The organism is Sporosarcina ureae, assembly GCF_002101375.1.
Lineage (GTDB): Bacteria > Bacillota > Bacilli > Bacillales_A > Planococcaceae > Sporosarcina > Sporosarcina ureae_B.
The window spans coordinates 1,873,762-1,895,000 of record NZ_CP015207.1; the positions used below are offsets into that span (position 1 = coordinate 1,873,762).

At 40.5% G+C, this 21,239-nt stretch carries 20 protein-coding genes (1 of these 20 running past the window's edge); 7 read left to right on the forward strand and 13 right to left on the reverse strand.

Translation table 11 applies throughout. From position 1 onward, the window contains the following. Positions 1 to 92: 92 nt before the first annotated feature. Positions 93 to 290: a DUF951 domain-containing protein gene (locus SporoP8_RS09325; protein ID WP_085132253.1), complete on the reverse strand. Its 198-nt coding sequence runs from the start codon at positions 288 to 290 to the stop codon at positions 93 to 95. After that, the gene (locus SporoP8_RS09330) at positions 271 to 1,209 is read right to left on the reverse strand and encodes a mechanosensitive ion channel family protein (protein WP_232319131.1); all 939 of its coding nucleotides are present in this window, start codon (positions 1,207 to 1,209) and stop codon (positions 271 to 273) included. Before SporoP8_RS09330 ends, SporoP8_RS09325 begins: the two co-directional genes overlap by 20 nt. A gap of 113 nt (positions 1,210 to 1,322) precedes the next feature. On the opposite strand from SporoP8_RS09330, the gene yyaC reads away from it, so the two are divergent. After that, a complete protein-coding gene (gene yyaC, locus SporoP8_RS09335) occupies positions 1,323 to 1,964 on the forward strand; it encodes a spore protease YyaC (RefSeq protein ID WP_085132255.1) in 642 nt (213 codons plus the stop codon). Here the strand turns inward: yyaC and SporoP8_RS09340 are convergent. The 11 genes from SporoP8_RS09340 to rpmH all read right to left on the reverse strand — a co-directional run bounded on the left by SporoP8_RS09340 (position 1,875) and on the right by rpmH (position 12,189). Further along, positions 1,875 to 2,579: a DUF554 domain-containing protein gene (locus SporoP8_RS09340; protein ID WP_085132256.1), complete on the reverse strand. Its 705-nt coding sequence runs from the start codon at positions 2,577 to 2,579 to the stop codon at positions 1,875 to 1,877. The genes yyaC and SporoP8_RS09340 overlap by 90 nt on opposite strands. Positions 2,580 to 2,650: 71 nt before the next feature. Then, positions 2,651 to 3,484, reverse strand: a complete 834-nt coding sequence (locus SporoP8_RS09345; protein ID WP_085132257.1) for a ParB/RepB/Spo0J family partition protein — start codon at positions 3,482 to 3,484, stop codon at positions 2,651 to 2,653. Beyond that, entirely contained in the window at positions 3,477 to 4,238 is a 762-nt protein-coding gene (locus tag SporoP8_RS09350; protein ID WP_085132258.1) for a ParA family protein, read from the reverse strand. Before SporoP8_RS09350 ends, SporoP8_RS09345 begins: the two co-directional genes overlap by 8 nt. 194 nt (positions 4,239 to 4,432) lie before the next feature. Beyond that, positions 4,433 to 5,305, reverse strand: a complete 873-nt coding sequence (noc, locus tag SporoP8_RS09355) for a nucleoid occlusion protein (RefSeq protein WP_085132259.1) — start codon at positions 5,303 to 5,305, stop codon at positions 4,433 to 4,435. A 77-nt stretch (positions 5,306 to 5,382) separates the two neighbouring features. Continuing rightward, entirely contained in the window at positions 5,383 to 6,105 is a 723-nt protein-coding gene (gene rsmG, locus SporoP8_RS09360; RefSeq protein WP_085132260.1) for a 16S rRNA (guanine(527)-N(7))-methyltransferase RsmG, read from the reverse strand. Between the two features lie 51 nt (positions 6,106 to 6,156). Further along, positions 6,157 to 8,046: a tRNA uridine-5-carboxymethylaminomethyl(34) synthesis enzyme MnmG gene (mnmG, locus tag SporoP8_RS09365; RefSeq protein WP_085132261.1), complete on the reverse strand. Its 1,890-nt coding sequence runs from the start codon at positions 8,044 to 8,046 to the stop codon at positions 6,157 to 6,159. Between the two features lie 30 nt (positions 8,047 to 8,076). Then, positions 8,077 to 9,462 carry a tRNA uridine-5-carboxymethylaminomethyl(34) synthesis GTPase MnmE gene (gene mnmE, locus SporoP8_RS09370; RefSeq protein WP_085132262.1) on the reverse strand — a complete coding sequence of 462 codons (1,386 nt, stop codon included), beginning with the start codon at positions 9,460 to 9,462 and terminating at the stop codon, positions 8,077 to 8,079. Positions 9,463 to 9,907: 445 nt separating this feature from the next. Beyond that, positions 9,908 to 10,732, reverse strand: coding sequence for an RNA-binding cell elongation regulator Jag/EloR (jag, locus tag SporoP8_RS09375; RefSeq protein WP_085132263.1), 825 nt, complete (start codon positions 10,730 to 10,732; stop codon positions 9,908 to 9,910). Further along, positions 10,729 to 11,502: a membrane protein insertase YidC gene (gene yidC, locus SporoP8_RS09380; protein ID WP_085132264.1), complete on the reverse strand. Its 774-nt coding sequence runs from the start codon at positions 11,500 to 11,502 to the stop codon at positions 10,729 to 10,731. Before yidC ends, jag begins: the two co-directional genes overlap by 4 nt. A 93-nt stretch (positions 11,503 to 11,595) precedes the next feature. After that, positions 11,596 to 11,934 carry a ribonuclease P protein component gene (gene rnpA, locus SporoP8_RS09385; RefSeq protein ID WP_085132265.1) on the reverse strand — a complete coding sequence of 113 codons (339 nt, stop codon included), beginning with the start codon at positions 11,932 to 11,934 and terminating at the stop codon, positions 11,596 to 11,598. Positions 11,935 to 12,054: 120 nt separating this feature from the next. Continuing rightward, positions 12,055 to 12,189 carry a 50S ribosomal protein L34 gene (rpmH, locus tag SporoP8_RS09390; RefSeq protein ID WP_029054388.1) on the reverse strand — a complete coding sequence of 45 codons (135 nt, stop codon included), beginning with the start codon at positions 12,187 to 12,189 and terminating at the stop codon, positions 12,055 to 12,057. Positions 12,190 to 12,694: 505 nt separating this feature from the next. Here rpmH and dnaA point away from each other — a divergent pair. The 6 genes from dnaA to gyrA all read left to right on the forward strand — a co-directional run. Then, positions 12,695 to 14,044, forward strand: coding sequence for a chromosomal replication initiator protein DnaA (gene dnaA / locus SporoP8_RS09395; protein WP_085132266.1), 1,350 nt, complete (start codon positions 12,695 to 12,697; stop codon positions 14,042 to 14,044). Positions 14,045 to 14,215: 171 nt separating this feature from the next. Then, the gene (dnaN, locus tag SporoP8_RS09400; protein WP_085132267.1) at positions 14,216 to 15,352 is read left to right on the forward strand and encodes a DNA polymerase III subunit beta; all 1,137 of its coding nucleotides are present in this window, start codon (positions 14,216 to 14,218) and stop codon (positions 15,350 to 15,352) included. 120 nt (positions 15,353 to 15,472) lie between these two features. Next, positions 15,473 to 15,712: a S4 domain-containing protein YaaA gene (gene yaaA, locus SporoP8_RS09405; RefSeq protein ID WP_085132268.1), complete on the forward strand. Its 240-nt coding sequence runs from the start codon at positions 15,473 to 15,475 to the stop codon at positions 15,710 to 15,712. Then, a complete protein-coding gene (gene recF / locus SporoP8_RS09410) occupies positions 15,702 to 16,820 on the forward strand; it encodes a DNA replication/repair protein RecF (protein ID WP_085132269.1) in 1,119 nt (372 codons plus the stop codon). The genes yaaA and recF overlap by 11 nt, the downstream gene beginning before the upstream one ends. A gap of 48 nt (positions 16,821 to 16,868) precedes the next feature. After that, positions 16,869 to 18,791: a DNA topoisomerase (ATP-hydrolyzing) subunit B gene (gene gyrB, locus SporoP8_RS09415; protein ID WP_232319132.1), complete on the forward strand. Its 1,923-nt coding sequence runs from the start codon at positions 16,869 to 16,871 to the stop codon at positions 18,789 to 18,791. 69 nt (positions 18,792 to 18,860) lie between these two features. Then, positions 18,861 to 21,239: the 5' portion of a DNA gyrase subunit A gene (gyrA, locus tag SporoP8_RS09420; protein WP_085132271.1), read on the forward strand. It continues 144 nt past the right edge of the window; the window shows 2,379 of its 2,523 coding nt (coding positions 1-2,379); it begins with the start codon at positions 18,861 to 18,863; its stop codon lies off the right edge, out of view.

Here is a 21,239-nt window from a genome sequence, read left to right on the forward strand (position 1 = left end):
TTCCCACACCTTTCTTATCTATCCAAAGCTTACATTATTCGTTAGTCAACCACTTCATTATAAGGACAATACGCTAGATTGTCCACGTGTTCTCAAGACTCGTTCTTCAGCAGAACCTTTTTCATCTTTTTAGCAAACTCATTACGCGGAATCATAACACTGTGCCCACAGCCTTCGCATTTAATTCGAATATCCGCGCCCATTCGGATGATTTTCCAAGCATTTGTTCCACAAGGATGTTGTTTTTTCATCTCTACCACATCATGCATGTTAAACACTTTGTCCGCCATTGTGTGAATCTCCTTCCCTCTGTTCTTCGCGTATCACCATTCTTGGATAAGGCATTTCAATTCCATTCAAATCCATGAATTTCTTTAAGTCCTGTCGAAGTTTACGACCTACGCCAAAATTAGCAACCGGTTCTGTTTCTGCGGCAATACGTAGTAAGATTCTTGACGGTTCCATACTTTGTACGCCCAATACCTCTGGTACACCGATAACTTCCGAATAACGTTCTCTTGGTAACTTTTTAAGGAATTCTTTGATTAATTCTTCCGCATGGTCAATATCCGTCTCATAGGATAATGCCAGATCAAGTAAGACCATGGAATTTGTGACGGAGTAATTGACAACTTCACCTATTTGTCCGTTAGGTATCGTATATAACTCGCCACCATACAACGCAATTTTCGTTGTGCGAAGCCCTATTTCCATGACGGTTCCTTCACCTGAATTAATGCGTACATAATCCCCGACCCCAAATTGATCTTCGAAAATGATGAAAAATCCGGAAATGACGTCCTTTACCAAGCTTTGGGCACCAAAACCGACGGCCAAACCAAGCACACCTGCACCTGCTAGAAGACCTTTTACGTCTATTCTGAACTCTGTCAAAATCGCTAGAATAGCAGAAAAATACACGATGTATTTCAATGCATTTTCCAAAAGTTTGACTATGGTATTTTCACGTCGTTCTGTTTTACGCATTGGACTTTTTAGCTTAATAGCGAAAAACCGGCGAATCAACACTTGACCAACTTTCACGATGATTCCCGCTACAACAATAATTAACATGATGCGAATAGCAAAATATCCAGTGCCAAGCCAAAAATCCGTATCAAATAGGGTATCTTTTACTTGTTGAATTGCTTTTTCTAGACCTTCTAGGTTTTCTTTCACTTCTTCTTTTGTAGTAGAAGTTGCAGTCATTGAAAGAAATCCTCCTTTCGTATAAACCTTTACCTCTGAGGATATACTGCACAGCAATACCTGCGCAGAATACATTTCAGCGTAAATACATCATAAAGGATTGGTGTCTCCCTATGCATACAGCTGAACCCTCTTCTTATCATTACCGTATTTCTAGTAAAGAAACCGGTGTCGTGTGGAAATTAAGTTCTTATTTCATGCAACATATCCCTTTTAAACAACAACCAATCATTTTTTATTGTATTGGAACCGATCGTTCTACTGGTGACTCTCTCGGTCCGTTGACAGGCTCCTATTTGTCAGAGCTAAGTCTATTCCCTTACACAGTAGTTGGTACATTACAAGACCCTTTGCACGCACTTAATCTACAACAACGCATTGAGCTCACGAAATCATTATATCCCGATGCTTTTGTAGTGGCAATTGATGCCTGCCTAAGTAAAAAGGACGCAGTTGGTGATTTATTGTTTCATAGCGGTCCAATTGCACCAGGGAAAGCTGTAGGTAAAGAACTTCCCTTAGTTGGAGATGTATCAGTCAAAGGAATCGTCAATGTCGGAGGTTTCATGGAGCAGGCTGTTTTACAAAGCACTCGTCTTCATCTGCCGTTTGAAATGAGTCGTATGATTGGCCGTGCTTTACAATTGGCACATCATCGTCAGCCATCAAAAAGCATATACAATCGTTACGATGATCGCAACTACCCCAATACCTGGGATAAAATTGGCTACTCGGATTTTCGTCAAGCCGATTAGATTTAATCCGATTGCCGCAATCATCAAACCACCTGTAGCTGTCATTTCAGAAATGAAAAACTGCATTAACTCATCTGGGACAAACCGACTGAGGACGGTAGCAAGAAAGGTTATACTTCCTTGATAAATCAATAGAGGAATGGCCGCAAATGCCACACCAATGCCTAATGTAGAACTAAAGATGATGGAAGTGAATCCATCTAATATTCCTTTCATTATTAAAACGTTGTGGTCATTACGGAGACCACTATCAATCGCCCCGATAATTGCCATAGAACCTACGCAAAAAAACAGCGTAGCCGTAACGAATCCTTGTGCGATTCCTTGTCCTTCTTTTTTAGCGGGTAACTTCTTTTCAATCCATCGCCCCAATTGGTTAACCTTTTGATCAAGGTCAATCCATTCGCCGATGATTGCGCCTATCACAATACTAAGAATGACAATGACTATTTGTGTCGTTTCGAATGTCATTTGTAAACCAATTGCTACTACGGCCATTCCTATTCCGTACATGATGGTTTCTTTCATGCGTTCGGGTATTCCATATAAAAACCTTCCAATTAATGTACCGATGATAATCGTAAATACATTAAACAGTGAACCAAACAATATCATGTAGTCACGTCCAAGTTCTTTTCAAGAATAAAACCTATTTTGCAATGAAAGCAAAATAGGTTTGTGTATCATCACTCAGCGTTCAATAATTCAAGAATACGTTCAAAATCCTCATCCGAATGAAACTCGATTTCGATTTTACCTTTTTTCTTCGTTTTCTTAATGGTTACATTTGTACCGAATTGTTCACGCAGTGTGTTTTCCTGTGCTTCAATAAATATATCTTTTTTCTTTTCCTTCTTTGTTTCACGTGGAACATCTTCATTTAAATGTTGAACTAATTTCTCCAATTGACGGACATTTAATCCTTCCGTCTTGGTCTTTTCCGCAATAGCTAAGATTTGTTCTTTTTTACGCAAACCGAGAAGTGTTCGGCCATGTCCCATTGAAAGTATTCCGTGGGAAATGTCTTTCAAAACTTTCTCCGGTAACGCGAGTAAACGAATATGGTTGGCAATATGTGGTCTACTCTTGCCTAACCTAAAGGCAAGTTGCTCTTGTGTGAGCTTTAGACTTTCCATTAGGTTTTGATATGCCTCTGCTACTTCAATTGGGGATAAGTCCTCACGCTGCAAGTTTTCGAGAATAGCCATTTCCATGGATTGTTCATCTGTTAAATCACGTACAACTGCTGGAATTTCTTTTTTGCCTGCTAATTCAGAAGCGCGGAATCTTCTTTCCCCTACAACGATTTCATACTGCGTACCTACACTTCGTACGATGATTGGTTGCAGAACGCCATGTTCCTTAATTGATTCGCTCAATTCATTCAAAGACACATCATTGAATTCTTTGCGCGGCTGATATGGATTGACTTTAATACTTTTTAGACGTAAAAGCTCTACCTTTTCTAATGTTTCACGAGGAAATAATGCATTAAGACCCTTACCTAGACCTTTACTCATTCTCCACCACTTCCTTTGCCAACTCTGAATACACTTCCGCACCTTTGGATCGTGGATCATATAATATAATCGGCTTACCATGACTCGGTGCTTCACTTAAACGAACGTTACGCGGAATGATTGTTGTATACACTTTATCTTGGAAGTATTTCTTTACTTCTTCAATAACTTGAATGCCTAAATTGGTCCGAGCGTCAAACATTGTCAATAATACCCCGTCAATATAAAGTGCCTCATTTAAATGTTTTTGAACCAAGCGGATCGTACTTAGCAATTGGCTAAGTCCTTCGAGCGCATAGTATTCACACTGTACAGGAATTATAATTGAATCCGAAGCCGTTAATGCGTTCAACGTTAAAAGACCAAGAGATGGAGGACAGTCGATAATGACATAATCATAGTCATCTTTAATGTCTTGAATTGCGTGTTTCATACGAACCTCACGGGATATCGTAGAAACTAGCTCTATTTCAGCACCCGCAAGCGAAATGGTAGCAGGAACAATTTCAAGATTTTCAATATCTGTTGGCAGAATAACGTCACGTACTGGCACATCATCAATTAACATATTATAAATACAGTCTTGTACATCACCTTTGTTAACACCGACTCCGCTCGTCGCATTTCCTTGTGGATCGGAATCAATTAAGAGCACTTTTTTGCCTAAATGGGCAAGGCATGCACTTAAGTTTACAGAAGTCGTCGTTTTTCCGACTCCGCCTTTTTGATTTGCTATAGCAATAATCTTACCCACTCTTGCACCTGCTTTCTTTCCTATTTCATTTGTCTTACTAGTATACCAAAGTTTTACTCGTGGCTTCCTATGTTTGAAGTTCCTGACAAAGAATATGTTCTATGTGGTCTATTTCAGTTTATCATCTTCACTGTATGAACTCTATTGATATATAAGAAAACCCTTGCTAGTAAATCAGCAAGAGTTTCCATTCGTCACTTTTTACATATTTTCACCGTAATCGTGTAGTATTCTTCAGAATCCACTTCCTCAGAGACTACTTCAATTCCACTCTTAGATATCAGCGCAAGAGATTCGCGCAAGGTATTCACTGCAATACGAACATCCTTACTCACAGCTTTTTGTCGAGGTCCGCGTCTTCTTGCGGGTTGTACTTTCTCAACTGATTCTGCTGGATACAATATTTCTTTAATCCTAGCTTCTAAATCCTTGACGTTATATTGATTTATTTTGATTTCTTCCAGCACTTCCATTTGAAGTGTCGGTTCTTTTAACGGTAATAAAGCACGTGCATGACGTTCAGATATCTTTTTCTGTAAAATTGCTGTTTGAACCGGTTCAGGTAATTTCAACAAGCGCATCTTATTTGCAATTGTAGACTGCCCTTTACCGAGCCGTTGCGCCAATGCTTCCTGTGTTAATTCATGTAGCTCTAGTAAACGTTCATAAGCATGTGCTTCTTCAATTGCCGTTAATTCTTCACGCTGCAAGTTCTCAATTAAAGCAATTGAGGCTGTCTCTTTATCATCTAAGTCACGCACAATTGCTGGTACTTCTGTCCAACCAAGCTTACGCATTGCCCGAAATCTTCGTTCCCCAGCGATGATTTCGTATGATCCGTCTTCTTTTGTTCGAATAACAATGGGTTGAATAACGCCATGTGTATGGATTGTTCTAGCAAGTTCTTCAATTTTTTCTTCATTGAAAATTGCCCGTGGCTGGTATTGATTCGGTGTAATTGAATCAATTGCAATTTGTGCTACCTTCTCCAGATGATGAACTTTTACTTCTTCTATTGTAGTCATCTTTTCTCCCCCACCAAAAAAACGCGAAAAAGTACTTTTCAACCTCTGCACCACCTTTTCGAAACTATTCCCTTTTTTACTCTTCTATATAATTGTTTCACGTGAAACATTTCCCACAATTAGTTTGCTGTAATCGGTGTTTTATTAGGTACTCCTGGTTTTCTAGGATATTTCTTAGGTGTCTGCTTTTTCTTTTCAAATACAAAAATATGACGTTCACTATCTTCTTCCGGTAATAAGAATTCATGTTCATTCTGTAAAACTGCTCCAAGTAGTTTTACTGCTCGAGTAGCATCTTTCATTTCTTCCGATGCAGCTGCACCTTTCATAGAAACAAACAGTCCCCCTTGTTTGGCAAGCGGAATGCAAAGTTCCGATAATACCGATAACCGTGCTACCGCGCGTGCAGTCACTACATCAAACTGTTCACGGTACTTCGGGTTACGACCAAACTCTTCTGCCCTTGCATGGACAAATGCTACATTTTCAAGCTGTAATTCACCAGCCAAATGATTTAAAAATGTAATACGTTTATTCAATGAATCTACAATCGTCACGTGTAGGTGCGGGTAGATAATCTTCAACGGGATACTCGGAAAACCCGCGCCAGCACCTACGTCGCAAACAGACTCATATTTTGTGAAGTCCACGTAAAATGCACTTGTTATGGAATCATAGAAATGCTTTAGATATACGGAAGGTGCATCCGTAATTGCCGTCAAGTTCATCTTTTCATTCCATTCGACGAGCACTTCAAAATAGCGTTTGAATTGTTGCTTCTGTGCATCGGACAACTCAAAACCTTTCTCTTGCAGAGCTTCGTAAAACTGTTCTTCTGTCATGTTCTCATTCCTTTTCAAAAAGACTGACGCCACTGAACGCCAGTCAAAGACTCAACCGGATACTTTCGCAATTTTCCCTTGTTCAATATAGACAAGTAAGATAGAGATATCTGCTGGATTGACACCAGAAATACGTGATGCTTGTGCAATTGACAATGGCTGTACTTCTTTAAGGTTTGCCTTTGCTTCTTTCGCAATACCTGAAATCGCATCATAATCAATGTTTTCTGGAATGCGCTTATTCTCCATCTTTTTCATTCTTGCTACTTGCTGCATGGACTTTTCGATGTATCCTTCATACTTAATGAAAATTTCTACTTGTTCCGCCACTTCTTCATTAATTTCTTCAAGAGGTGGAACTACTTTACACAATTCGCTATACTTCATTTCCGGCCGTTTCAATAAATCAGCCGCCTTCATTGGTTCACGAAGCGGTGTTCCATCCACTCCAGCGATAATCGCTTGGATTTGTTCGGTCGGCTTCACAGTAACCTTGCGTAAATGATCAATCTCCGCGTCAATTTGTGCTTTCTTCGCCAAAAACTTCGTATGGCGCTCTTCACTAATCATTCCGTTTTGATAACCGATTTCCGTCAAGCGCATATCAGCATTATCATGACGAAGCAAGAGACGATATTCCGCTCGTGACGTCAAGAGACGATAGGGTTCACTCGTACCTTTTGTGACCAGGTCATCGATAAGTACACCAATATACGCATCACTGCGTCCGAGGACGACCTCTTCTTTGCCAAGTACGTTGCATGCTGCATTGATTCCCGCCATCAATCCTTGTGCTGCAGCTTCTTCATATCCCGAAGTTCCGTTTATTTGACCAGCTGTGTACAAGTTTTTGATTTTTTTAGTTTCCAGCGTTGGCCATAGTTGTGTCGCAATTATGGAATCGTACTCAATCGCATAGCCCGCACGCATCATTTCAGCCTTTTCAAGTCCCGGTACGCTCGCAATTAGGCGATGCTGTATATGCTCAGGAAGACTTGTTGACAACCCTTGCACATATACTTCCCTTGTATTGCGGCCTTCAGGCTCAAGGAAAATCTGGTGTCGCGACTTGTCAGCAAAACGTACAATTTTATCTTCAATGGATGGACAATAGCTGGGTCCTTTTCCTTTAATCATACCCGAGTACATCGGAGATAAATGAAGGTTTTCATTGATGATTTCATGTGTTTCCGGAGTGGTATACGTTAACCAACATGGTAGTTGATCCATAATGTATTCCGTTGTTTCATAACTAAATGAACGCGGCACGTCGTCTCCTGGCTGAATCTCTGTTTTACTATAATCAATCGTATTACTGTTGATACGCGGAGGTGTTCCTGTTTTGAATCGAACCGTCTGTAGACCAAGCTCCTGCAGATGTTCCGCCAGTTTGATAGACGGCATTTGATTATTCGGTCCACTAGAGTATTTCAGATCCCCAATGATAACCTCACCGCGTAAAAATGTACCTGTTGTAATAATGACAGTCTTCGCACGGAAAATTGCACCAATCTGTGTCACTACGCCTTTTATTTCATCATCTTCTACGATCAACTGCTCGACAACCGCTTGACGAAGTGTCAAATTCGACTCCTCTTCCAGTATCCGCTTCATTTCTTGCTGATATAGTACTTTATCCGCTTGTGCACGCAAAGCACGCACTGCTGGACCTTTCCCTGTGTTCAATAAACGCATTTGAATATGCGTTTTATCTATGACTTTTGCCATCACGCCGCCTAGTGCATCTATTTCACGCACTACGATACCTTTTGCAGGTCCTCCTAATGAAGGATTACATGGCATGAAAGCAATCATGTCTAAATTCATTGTTAATACTAATGTCGATGCGCCCATCTTGGCGGATGCGTAGGCTGCTTCTGCGCCTGCATGTCCAGCTCCAATGACGATACAATCGAACGTGCCTGCTTCAAATTGTGGCATGTTCGTTCATCCTTCCCATTTATAAAATCATTATTTTCCGAGGCAGAACTTTGAGAACAACTCTTTAATTAAACTATCTTGAACGGTATCTCCGATGATTTCACCGAGAATTTCCCATGTACGTGTAACATCTATTTGAATCATATCAATAGGAACTCCTGCTTGAGCAGCTTGTATTGCATCGTCTATCGTATTACGTGCCTGTTTTAGTAACGAAATATGACGGGCATTGGATACATACGTCAGGTCATTGGATTCTAATGAACCATCGAAAAACAGTGCAGCAATGGCTTCTTCCAATTCAGTAATACCTTTCTCTTGCAGGATGGAAGTAGTAATCACACGATCTCTTCCTGCCAATTCATAGACTCGTTCCAGATCAATCTTTGTTGGTAAATCCGTTTTATTGACGATGACAAGCATGTCCATGCCGGCAACAGCTTCAAATAATCGCTCATCTTCATCTGCTAAAGCTTCAGAGCTATTAACCATCAATAGAATGAGGTCTGCTTCTTTCAGTACCTTCCTTGAACGTTCCACACCAATCCGCTCGACAATATCTTCCGTTTCCCGAATTCCTGCAGTATCAACAAGACGCAAAGGAACTCCACGAACATTGACATACTCTTCTATAATATCACGGGTAGTCCCCGCAACATCCGTAACAATCGCTTTATTTTCCTGCACTAAGCTGTTAAGCAACGATGATTTCCCAACGTTCGGACGTCCTACAATTACAGTAGACAATCCTTCACGTAAGATCTTTCCTTGTGATGACGTGCGCAATAACTCATCAATCTCATCCAGTACCCACGTTCCTTTTTCAATCATCAAAGGAATCGTCACTTCTTCCACATCATCATACTCTGGGTAATCTATATTAACTTCTACTTGTGCAAGTGTTTCGAGTAATGCCTGTCGCAATTCATCGATCAAATGGGATAGCTTTCCCTCCATTTGATTGAGTGCAACATTCATAGCTTTATCTGTTTTGGCTCTAATCAAGTCCATAACTGCTTCAGCTTGGGATAAATCAATTCGGCCATTCAGAAATGCTCGTTTAGTAAACTCACCGGGTTCTGCTAGTCTAGCCCCCTCTGTCAATACTAATTGGAGTACTCTATTGACGGAGGTGATGCCTCCGTGACAATTAATCTCCACTATATCTTCGCGCGTGAAGGTCTTTGGCGCTTTCATGATCGACACCATGACTTCCTCCACTAGTTCTTCGGTGGCGGGGTCGTGCAAATGTCCATAATGAATTGTATGCGATGGTTGTTCGCAGAGTGGTTTAGTTGTTGGTGATTGGAATATACGGTCTGCAATCTTCCATGCGTCTTCGCCACTCAGACGAACGATGGCAATCGCTCCTTCTCCCATAGGAGTAGAAATAGCGGCTATCGTATCAAAATGCAAGTTTTTTCACCTTCCTGGCTTCGTTGTGCACATGTGCATATCTTTTATAGCGAATACTACTTTCTAACAACCTATATTATCATAAATCGTCGGAATCTCCTAGCACGCGAATTTAAAACATGTGGATAAATTCAGGAATTTTGAACCTAGCGTCATGGTAATTTATCATGTGCTAGCAGTCGACAAAGAACCCTGTCGTTTCAAGCTTTCTAGTGTAGAAACTTTCTTAAAGAAAAATGTGGGATGAATAGAATAAGGCAGGAACGGGCGATCTATATTTCATCATTATTGGGCTATTATTGAAGCAAAGACTAGGACGGAAAACGACTCTACATTGCTCCTTCGGAAAGCGTCCTCATCTGATGCTTCAATCCCTCCACATCCACTCATTAATTGTCTTTTGATGACAATAAAAAACCCGTAGAAAGCCTCTACGGGTTTGATCTTATTCGATTCCTTTAATGACGATGTATCGATATGGATCCTTTCCTTCTGAAAATGTCTCAATATCGAGTCTGAGCGACAACGCGTTATGGATAACTTTTCTCTCGTATGAAGGCATTGGTTCTAGTGCGACCTGACGTTTTGTTCGTACTGCACGGTCTGCCATACGATCTGCCAGTTGCTCGAGCGATTGCTCGCGACGCTCCCGGTAATCCGCGACATCAATTCTAACAATTTTGAATTGCTTTGTTACCTTATTGGCTACGAGTTGCGCTAATTGCTGGATCGCATTAAGCGTTTGCCCTCTTTTACCTATTAGGAACGCTGCTTTTTCACTTTCAAGCTGGAAATTGATATACTTCCCTTTTGTTTCGCACGTAATGACCAAATCTTCAATGCCCATTTCTTTAGCCATATCCTCAATATACTGTTTTGTTTCTTCAATTACGTCATTTTCATTGTTGATCTTGGCTGCATGTACTCTTTCCTTATCTTCTGTAGCCACAAATGGTTCTGATTGCTCAGCTTTAGTTTGAAGTTGTTGAACTACTTCCGTTTTCTCAGTAACGGAAGATAATACTTCACTGTTATCTGTAAGCGACCGCGCCAATTCAGGTACTTGAGCACTATTACGTTTAGGATCTGGCTCTGATTTTTCTAGGACGGTTACAAGCACTTCTGCTTGTTTTACGCCAAAACCAAGAAAGCCTTTCCTGCCGTTTTCCACTATCTGTACTTTTACTTGATCTTTTGTTACACCCAGGTCCTGTAAAGCTGATTCAATTGCTAGCTCAACGGTTGCTGCCCTTTGTGTAAGTTGTTTCATTTCTTTTTCCCTCCTGCTTTCACTACTTCGACGTTTTTTGGCTTATCGAACGGCTTATAGATGAAAATGTTTTGGAGTAGCGAAATGATATTTCCGACGATCCAGTATAAAGCAAGTGCTGCCGGTAAGAATGAACCAAATACCATGATCATAAATGGCATGATGTACATCATCATCTTCATCTGTGGATTATCCATTGCGGGTCCTGTACGTAAAACCGTTAACTGGAACAATCCAGCGATGATAGCAAATAAAATACTTGGTGAACCAAGTGCAACACCTAGGAAGTTACCTAACTCAATCGTTGGTGTGGCATTCATCCGGCTGATGGCGTGGTAGAAACCAATAAATATTGGCATCTGAATGAGAACTGGTAGACATCCTGCAACTGGATTAATCTTTTCGTTGATCATAATCTGTTGCATTTCCTCTTGATACTTTTTCTGTGTCACAGCGTCTTTTGATTTGTATTTCTCTTTCAACGCTTTAAGTCTTGGCTGAATCTCCTGCATACGCTTCGAACTTTTCGTTTGTTGAATAATCAATGGAAGCAATGCAGTACGAATGATCGCTGTAACGACGATGATTGCTAATCCGTATGTTCCTAGCCATTCTTTGAATTTCACAATCAATGTAACAAGCGGCCAAACAATATATTCGTTCCAAATCCCTGTACTTTCTGCCGTGATAGGCTCTCGGAATTCCGAACAACCTGCCATGAAGACAGCAACTACAACGAGTAGTGAAAGGAACACTAATTTCTTTTTCAATGTTTTTTCCCCCAAACAGTCGCAAGATCATTTTTTAATTTTCAGTGTAACATGATGGCTTTAATCGTTCTACATCTAGGAAGAACTTTGATTTCACTTAAAGACTTTTGCGATTTTTAGAACATGTCTCAGATTTTTTTTGGTCGTATGGAAATCGAGCGTGGCAGCTTGATTTCTTGCGATAATAACATAATCTAGATCAGATTTGACTTCATCATTCATTTCTAGAAATGATTGTCGAATATAGCGCTTAATCCTGTTACGTGTGACAGCATTCCCGACCTTTTTGCTGACGGATAGGCCAATTCTGAACTCTTGCTGGTCTTCCTTCTTATAGGTATAGACAATAAACTGTCGATTAGCAAAGGACTTTCCTTTTTTAAATACCGTTTGAAATTCTTTATTTTTTTTAATTCGCTGGCTTTTTTTCATAATAACACCTGCTTTAATTTTCTACCGTCATAATCTACTGATCCGCTACTATGGAAGAGATCCAATATTCGTTTCGAATCGCTCTAATAGCTAAAAAAAAGACCACTGATGTCAGTGGCCTTATGCTGAAAGAACTTTTCTTCCTTTACGACGACGAGCTGCTAAAATTCTACGGCCGTTTTTCGAACTCATTCTTTGGCGGAAGCCGTGGACTTTAGCGCGTTTACGTTTATTTGGTTGGAATGTACGTTTCATTTCGTAAGACACCTCCTGCTTTGATTGTCTCTTTTCCTACTGTGACAGTCTTGAATAGTATAGCGATTCAGTAAAAGAATGTCAATGCTTTTCTATTCCTTCGTTTGGGATCCACTTATAATAATATTCTTGTTCACTGGAAACTTATCCACAACAAAAGAAGATTCAGCTCTGGATGAATTGTTCATGGCTAAAATTGTGGATTTTCTAAACCGGCAATTGTCGACAAGTTTTTCACATATTCAGGGCTGTGGATAACCACTTTATGCACAGTTAACGGGATTGTGCATAAATCATCAGACTCCTTGTCAATAATCAGTTTCCCTGTTACAATTAAAAAGCTTTTGTTGTGTATATATTTTATAGCTAAAATCTTATCCACATATGTGAATACAGTGTGGATAGTTTTTTCAACATGTTTCGATAATTTTTATCCACAGCCCTGGATACTGTGCATAAGCGGATTCCGGGCTTTTTAATATTTCATTGTAAAGGAGGCACACGATTGGAAAATCTATCAGGTTTATGGGAACAAGTATTAAAAAATATTGAAGCTAGAGTTTCGAAGCCTAGTTTTGAGACGTGGTTAAAATCGACTAAATTGCTAACGTATGAAGCAGAACATGCAACTATTTCTGTTCCAAATTCATTTGCCAAGGATTGGCTTGAAACGCATTACGTCCATTTAATTACGGGGATTTTATCCGAACTAACAGGTGAAGATCGAATCGTTGAATTTATTGTTCCGCAAGACATGGCAGAGAACGATATTAAATTGCCAAAATCACAGCCAAAACCAGTAGAAAAAACACCTACGGTCAACCCAGCTGGAATGCTGAATCCGAAGTATACCTTTGATACGTTCGTTATTGGATCCGGCAACCGCTTTGCCCATGCAGCTTCATTAGCAGTTGCTGAAGCACCTGCCAAAGCCTATAATCCGCTTTTTATATATGGAGGAGTTGGATTAGGTAAGACACACTTAATGCATGCGATCGGTCATTATGTACTGGAGCAAAACCCTGCATTGAAGGTAGTGTATTTATCATCCGAAAAATTCACGAATGAGTTTATTAACTCCATACGAGACAATAAAGCCGGCGATTTCAGGGACCGCTACCGCAATGTAGACGTCCTGTTAGTTGACGATATTCAATTTTTAGCAGGAAAAGAACAAACCCAGGAAGAGTTCTTCCATACATTTAATACACTGCATGAAGAGTCAAAGCAAATTATTATTTCCAGTGATCGTCCTCCAAAAGAGATACCTACACTGGAAGATCGTTTGCGTTCCCGTTTTGAATGGGGCCTGATCACGGACATAGCGCCGCCTGATTTGGAAACTAGAATTGCAATTTTACGTAAAAAGGCGAAAGCAGACGGCCTAGTAGACATTTCAAACGATGTCATGTTGTATATTGCTAACCAAATTGATACTAATATTAGAGAGCTTGAAGGCGCCCTAATCCGCGTCGTTGCTTACTCCTCATTGGTAAATGCCGATGTCACTACCGATTTGGCAGCGGAAGCGTTAAAAGATATTATTCCAAATTCCCGTCCGCGGATTATATCCATTCTAGACATCCAAAAGGCAGTCGGGGAACACTTTAACATTCGATTAGAAGACTTTGTAGCGAAGAAAAGAACCCGGGCTATCGCGTTTCCACGTCAAGTTGCGATGTATTTATCGAGAGAGCTGACAGATTCCTCTTTACCGAAGATTGGTTCAGAGTTTGGTGGTCGAGATCATTCAACTGTTATTCACGCACATGAGAAGATTTCCAAACAGCTCGATGAAGACAAAGCATTGCTCCAAGATGTCCAAGATATTAAAAAGGTTTTAGGAAGAGCCTAATGAACTGTGGATAACTGTGGACAAGTAGTGCAGGGTCGTCCACTTGTTATACACATGTGGGAAACTATGATTCTCATACGTCCGAAAGGCTTTTCCACATATCCACAGGCCCTACTACTATTACTACTATATTTAATTACTTAATTATTATTATATAAGCGAGGTATCGATATGCAGTTTGAAATTATGAGAGATAGATTATTGGATGGGTTAAGCGATGTTGTCAAAGCAATCAGTTCAAAAGTGACAACACCTATTTTGACAGGTATTAAATTAGAAATTACTGAAAAGGGATTAACTATGACTGGAAGTGATTCAGATATTACGATATCCACTTTCATACCAGTAGAAGAAGACGGCACTCAAATTATTCAAACAATCCAACCAGGTACACTGGTATTGCAAGCAAAAGTTTTTAACGAAATCATTCGCAAGCTCCCAACAAATGAAGTGATGATTGAGTTACGTGATGGAATGAAAACACATATTCGTTCTGGACAGTCTGAATTTCATATTATTGCCCAAAGTGCTGATGAATATCCCATATTGCCCGATGTAAAAGATGCGGAGCGTTTTGAAATGCCTGCTGACTTGATGAAATCGCTTATTAGAGAAACTGTATTTGCAGTATCCCAACAAGAAACTCGTCCAGTTTTGACAGGCGTTCAATGGATTATGAAAGAGCAAGAACTTTACTGTATCGCAACAGATAGTCATAGATTGGCTAGACGGATTGTGACACCTGAGATTCAAGCTAGTTCACCATTCAATGCAGTTATCCCAGGCAAAAGTCTTCAAGAACTAAGCAAGATATTGCCTGACGATGCTACAGCAGTAGAAATTTTTATTGCGAATCAACAAGTATTATTCAAGCTTCACAATGTTTTATTCTATTCAAGACTTTTGGAGGGCAATTACCCTGACACATCACGTCTGATCCCGACTGAATACAAAACATCCATCACGATTAATGGACGCAATTTGTTGCAAGCAATTGATCGTGCATCTTTATTAGCTCGAGAAGATCGGAATAATATCGTGCACTTCTCAACAGATGGTAGTCCACATGTGCAAATCTCTTCTAATTCACCGGACGTCGGAAATGTAGAAGAATTGGTAGAAGCCGTGCATATCGAAGGTGAACCTTTGAAAATCTCTTTCAGTGCGAAATATATGATGGATGCCTTGAAAGCAATTGATGGCCAAGATCTAAAGATTCATTTCACTGGCAGCATGCGCCCTTTCATCTTGAAGTCCATTGATAGCGAAGCCATTCTACAATTAATTTTACCGGTTAGAACGTTTTAATCTGTAACTTAAGAAAATATCTCGTAATAGGATAGTCAACATGTTGGCTACCTTTTTACTTATTGCGAAAAGTTAGGTAAACTAGAGGGACAGAATATTTTATGAGGGATTGAATTAAAAATGGAGACAATACAGTTTAATACAGAATATATTACGCTAGGCCAATTATTGAAAATGACGAATGTTATTAGCTCAGGTGGAATGGCTAAATGGTATTTAGGTGAAAACATTGTTTACGTAAACGGCGAGCCAGAACAACGACGCGGTAAGAAATTATATGACGGAGATGTAGTAAATATTCCAGGTGCAGGAAAATTCAAACTGTCAGTGGATGAATCTGGACAGTCGGATGCATATTGATCGGCTTAAGTTAACGAACTATCGAAATTACGAATCTCTGGAATTAAAATTCTCTCCTACGATGAACGTATTGATCGGTGAAAATGCACAAGGAAAAACCAATGTCATGGAAGCTATTTACGTATTAGCAATGGCAAAATCCCACCGTACATCAAATGATCGTGAACTTATACGTTGGGAACAAGAGTGTGGTAAAATAGAAGGGGATGTCCAACGTAAATTTGGATACTTGCCGATAGAGCTGACAATTTCCAAAAAGGGAAAAAAGGCTAGAGTCAATCATTTGGAACAAAATCGTTTGAGTATGTATGTTGGTCAGATGAATGTAGTCATGTTCGCGCCTGAAGATTTGAATATCGTAAAGGGCAGCCCACAGCTGCGCAGGCGTTTTTTAGATATGGAAATTGGACAGATCTCAAGAGTCTATTTGCACGACTTGGTCAATTTCCAAAAGATATTAAAGCAACGCAATGCCTTGTTAAAAGCAAATCGAGGTAAATTGGATCTCCAGGATGTTATGTTCGATATTTACACGGAACAGTATATTCAAGTGGCAGTTCAAATTATTCGAAAACGCTTTTATTTTATGGAATTGCTACAAAAGTGGGCAAATCCGATTCATCAAGGAATTTCACGTGGTCTTGAAACACTGGAAGTTTCCTATGGGACTTTAAAAGACCTACATTCTGGGCAGACTGCTGAAGAGATGGAAACAATTTTTGCTGATCAGTTAAAGAATGTGCGAAGACGCGAATTAGAACGAGGGCTTACCCTGGTAGGTCCACATCGTGATGATTTGCAGTTTTTTGTCAATGGGTACGATATTCAGACGTACGGTTCACAGGGACAGCAACGGACGACCGCCCTTTCTTTGAAACTTGCGGAAATCGAACTAGTAAAACAAGAAGTGGGCGAAACGCCAATTTTATTGCTTGATGATGTGTTATCGGAATTGGATGATTACCGACAGTCACATTTGCTCAGTACGATGCAAGGACAAGTACAAACATTTGTAACAACAACCAATATCGCAGGAATTGATCATAATACGATCCAAGAAGCAGCTATTTTTGAAGTGCATGATGGATCCGTTTTACGTAGAGAATAAATGATTGTGGTTTGATAGTTTTGGAAAGGAAAGGTGAAAACCTTGGCAATGGAAGAAAAGGATATGCAGACAGCTTATGATGCAAGTCAGATACAAGTGTTGGAAGGCCTTGAAGCTGTCCGTAAACGCCCTGGTATGTATATTGGGACAACGAGTGCAAAAGGGCTTCATCATCTAGTATGGGAAATTGTCGACAATAGTATAGACGAAGCTCTCGCAGGTCATTGTGACCATATTGAAGTAACGATAGAGAAAGATAACTGGATCAAGGTATCCGATAATGGCCGTGGAATTCCAGTAGGCATTCAGGAATCAACAGGTAGACCAGCAGTTGAAGTCATCATGACTGTACTCCACGCAGGTGGTAAGTTCGGTGGCGGTGGATATAAAGTTTCCGGTGGTTTGCACGGCGTAGGATCTTCAGTCGTTAATGCATTGTCAGAGAAGACGGAAGTTTATGTTAAACTGGATAAAAAATTATATGCAATTGAGTTTTCTAGAGGTCCTGTCTCGAAGGAACTTGAAGTCATTGGTGAATCGGACGAAACCGGTACTACTATCCGTTTCAAAGCGGACTCTGAAATCTTTACCGAAACAACGGAGTACGAATACAGCATACTAGCAACACGTTTGCGTGAACTTGCTTACTTGAACCGTGGTTTGCGTATTGCCATTAGCGATGAACGTGGTGAAGAACCTGTATCTGAGTTGTTTCACTATGAAGGTGGAATTAAATCATACGTCCAGCATTTGAATGAAAATAAAGAGCCGATCTTTGAAGAACCAATTTACATTGAAGGCGAACGCGATGGTATTACTATTGAAGTTGCTATGCAATACAACAGTGGCTATGGCGAAAATCTATTGTCATTTGCTAATAATATTCATACCTATGAAGGTGGAACACATGAGCAAGGTTTCAAAACTGCGTTAACTCGCGTCATTAACGACTATGCACGTAAAAATGGTTTATTGAAAGAATCAGAAGATAATTTGACTGGGGACGACGTGCGTGAAGGACTGACGGCTATCGTCTCAATTAAGCATCCTGATCCTCAATTTGAAGGTCAAACAAAAACGAAATTAGGTAACTCGGAAGTTAGCACAATTACAAATTCATTGTTTTCCGAAGCATTGCAACGTTTCTTAATTGAAAACCCAGTAGTAGCGCGTCAGGTAGTTGGCAAGAGTACGATGGCGGCAAGAGCGCGTATGGCTGCGAAAAATGCTCGTGAATTGACACGTCGCAAATCAGCGTTGGAAATCTCGAGTTTACCAGGGAAACTATCAGATTGTTCTTCAAGAGATCCAGCTATTAGTGAGTTGTATATTGTTGAGGGTGACTCTGCTGGAGGATCAGCGAAGAATGGTCGTGATCGTCACTTCCAAGCGATCTTGCCATTACGAGGAAAAATCCTCAATGTAGAAAAAGCACGTTTGGACCGGATTCTTGGAAATGCAGAGATTCGTATGATCATTACGGCACTCGGTACAGGAATCGGCCCCGAATTTAACTTAGATAAAGCTCGTTATCATAAGCTAGTCATCATGACCGATGCTGATGTTGATGGTGCTCATATTCGTACATTATTACTAACCTTTTTCTTCCGTTTCATGCGTCCACTAATTGAAGCAGGGTACGTATATATTGCACAGCCACCACTTTATCGTGTGCGCTCTGGAAAAAGAGAAGAGTATTGTTATGACGAAGAAGCGTTGCAGGAAATTATGAGCAGTATGCCTGCTTCACCAAAGCCCGATATTACACGATACAAAGGTTTGGGTGAGATGAATCCCGAGCAACTATGGGAAACCACAATGGACCCTGATAAACGAACATTTCTGCAGGTCCGTATGGATGATGCGGTAGAAGCAAATGAAACATTTGAAGAATTAATGGGTGATGAAGTAGAGCCACGCAGAAAGTTCATTGAAGATAATGCAGTTTACGTGCAAAATATTGATACTTGATGAATCGTAAACGGATTATATAGCAAAGACCGAACTTATAGATGTAAGTGGTGAAAGGAGCATGACAACATGGCAGATTTGCCAAAAGGCGGAGTGCAGGAAATAAATATTAATACAGAAATGAAGACCTCATTTCTAAACTATGCGATGAGCGTTATCGTTTCTCGTGCCCTTCCAGATGTTCGAGATGGTTTGAAGCCCGTACATCGCCGCATTTTGTATGCTATGCATGATTTGGGTATCACTGCGGAAAAACCGCATAAAAAGTCAGCCCGTATCGTAGGGGACGTTATCGGTAAGTATCACCCGCACGGCGACAGTGCAGTATATGACACGATGGTACGGATGGCTCAAGATTTTAGTTATCGCTACATGTTAGTAGATGGACATGGTAACTTTGGTTCTGTTGATGGTGACGGGGCTGCTGCAATGCGTTATACAGAGTCACGTATGTCCCGTATCGCAATGGAATTATTGCGTGATATCAATAAAAATACAATCGACTTCCAAGCAAACTATGACGAGCAGGAAAAAGAACCTGCCGTCTTGCCAGGTCGTTATCCGAACTTGTTGGTGAACGGTACATCAGGAATTGCTGTAGGTATGGCAACAAACATCCCACCCCATCACCTTGGTGAGACGATTGACGCTGTACTTGCTTTAGCAGAGAATAGCGCAATCACCACTGAAGAATTGATGGAAATCATTCCAGGCCCCGATTTCCCGACTGGCGGTATGATTCTTGGCCGTAGTGGTATTCGTCGTGCTTATGAAACAGGTCGAGGTTCATTGATCATCCGTGGAAGAGCTGAAATTGAGACGGCTGCAAACGGCCGAGAAACGATTATTGTCAATGAAATACCTTTCCAAGTAAATAAGGCGAAGTTAATCGAAAAAATTGCAGAGCTCGTACGCGATAAGAAGATTGATGGAATTACACACTTAGCAGACGAATCGGACCGTACAGGTATGCGTATTGTGATTGAAGTACGACGTGATGCTAATGCGAACGTATTATTGAACAATTTGTATAAACAGACTGCCTTGCAGACTAGTTTTGGGATCAATATGCTGGCACTGGTAGACAAGCAACCAAAAGTATTGTCATTGAAAGAAATTCTATACCATTACTTAGAACACCAAAAAGTAGTCATTCGCCGTCGTACACAATTCGATTTGAACAAAGCGGAAGACCGTGCACATATCTTGGAAGGATTACGTATAGCACTTGATCATATCGATCAGATCATTGCCTTAATCCGTGCATCTAAAACAACGGCTGAAGCGAAAGCGAACTTAATGGAGACATTCGAGTTGTCTGATCGCCAGTCTCAAGCAATTCTCGATATGCGTTTGCAACGTTTGACTGGACTGGAACGAGACAAAATTGAGTCCGAATACCAAGAGTTGCTGACACTTATTGCCGAATTGCGTGCAATTTTAGCGGATGAACTAAAATTAATTGAGATTATCCGTGAGGAATTGAGTGAAATTAAAGAACGTTTTGCTGACGAACGTCGAACAGAGATTATGCTCGGCGGTTCTGAAATGCTTGAAGATGAAGATTTAATTCCAGTGGAAAACTCCATTGTTACATTAACCCATCAAGGGTACATTAAACGTCTGCCAGCTAATACGTATCGCAGTCAGAAACGTGGCGGTCGTGGGATCCAAGGTATGGGCACAAATGAAGATGACTTTGTAGAGCACTTATTGAATACTTCCACACATGACACGATTTTACTGTTTACGAGCAGGGGCCGTGTATTCCGTAAAAAAGGCTATGAAGTTCCTGAATACAGTCGAACTGCCAAAGGATTGCCGATTATTAACTTACTTGACTTCGAAAAAGGTGAAAAGGTTACGGCAATGATCCCGATTGACGAGTTTACTGAGGATCATTACTTATTCTTCTCAACTAAACAAGGTGTTATTAAACGCACATCGATAATGGACTATGCCAATATTCGTGCGAACGGCTTGATTGCATTAGGATTGCGTGAAGATGATGAACTGATCTCCGTTAAATCAACTGATGGCAAGTCAGACATTGCGATCTGTACAAAACATGGCATGATGATTCGCTTTGATGAGGAAAGTATCCGCCCACTCGGCAGAACTGCTGCTGGTGTACGTGGTATCAGATTGCGTCAAGAAGATGAAGTAATTGGCATGGATATCGTAGAAGCAGGAGACGATATTCTGGTAGTTACTGAAAAAGGATACGGTAAACGCACACCTGAAAGTGAATACCGATCTCAATCACGCGGCGGTTATGGATTGAAAACAATGCATATGACAGATCGAAATGGTGCTATTGTAGCGATGAAGTCGGTTAACGGCGAAGAAGATTTGATGTTAATTACAATTCACGGCATCTTAATCCGTATGTCTATTGGCGATATTTCTATATTTGGCCGATCTACACAAGGTGTACGCCTCATTCGA

What these genes read in the sequence shown, in the direction of transcription:
- SporoP8_RS09330 (WP_232319131.1), bottom strand. Translation starts at nt 1,209, where the DNA reads ATGACTGCAACTTCTACTACAAAAGAAGAAGTGAAAGAAAACCTAGAA.
- rnpA (WP_085132265.1), bottom strand. Translation starts at nt 11,934, where the DNA reads ATGAAAAAAAGCCAGCGAATTAAAAAAAATAAAGAATTTCAAACGGTA.
- yyaC (WP_085132255.1), top strand. Translation starts at nt 1,323, where the DNA reads ATGCATACAGCTGAACCCTCTTCTTATCATTACCGTATTTCTAGTAAA.
- rsmG (WP_085132260.1), bottom strand. Translation starts at nt 6,105, where the DNA reads ATGACAGAAGAACAGTTTTACGAAGCTCTGCAAGAGAAAGGTTTTGAG.
- recF (WP_085132269.1), top strand. Translation starts at nt 15,702, where the DNA reads ATGCATATTGATCGGCTTAAGTTAACGAACTATCGAAATTACGAATCT.
- mnmG (WP_085132261.1), bottom strand. Translation starts at nt 8,046, where the DNA reads ATGCCACAATTTGAAGCAGGCACGTTCGATTGTATCGTCATTGGAGCT.
- gyrB (WP_232319132.1), top strand. Translation starts at nt 16,869, where the DNA reads ATGGAAGAAAAGGATATGCAGACAGCTTATGATGCAAGTCAGATACAA.
- jag (WP_085132263.1), bottom strand. Translation starts at nt 10,732, where the DNA reads ATGAAACAACTTACACAAAGGGCAGCAACCGTTGAGCTAGCAATTGAA.
- dnaN (WP_085132267.1), top strand. Translation starts at nt 14,216, where the DNA reads ATGCAGTTTGAAATTATGAGAGATAGATTATTGGATGGGTTAAGCGAT.
- SporoP8_RS09340 (WP_085132256.1), bottom strand. Translation starts at nt 2,579, where the DNA reads ATGATATTGTTTGGTTCACTGTTTAATGTATTTACGATTATCATCGGT.
- SporoP8_RS09325 (WP_085132253.1), bottom strand. Translation starts at nt 290, where the DNA reads ATGGCGGACAAAGTGTTTAACATGCATGATGTGGTAGAGATGAAAAAA.
- rpmH (WP_029054388.1), bottom strand. Translation starts at nt 12,189, where the DNA reads ATGAAACGTACATTCCAACCAAATAAACGTAAACGCGCTAAAGTCCAC.
- SporoP8_RS09345 (WP_085132257.1), bottom strand. Translation starts at nt 3,484, where the DNA reads ATGAGTAAAGGTCTAGGTAAGGGTCTTAATGCATTATTTCCTCGTGAA.
- yaaA (WP_085132268.1), top strand. Translation starts at nt 15,473, where the DNA reads ATGGAGACAATACAGTTTAATACAGAATATATTACGCTAGGCCAATTA.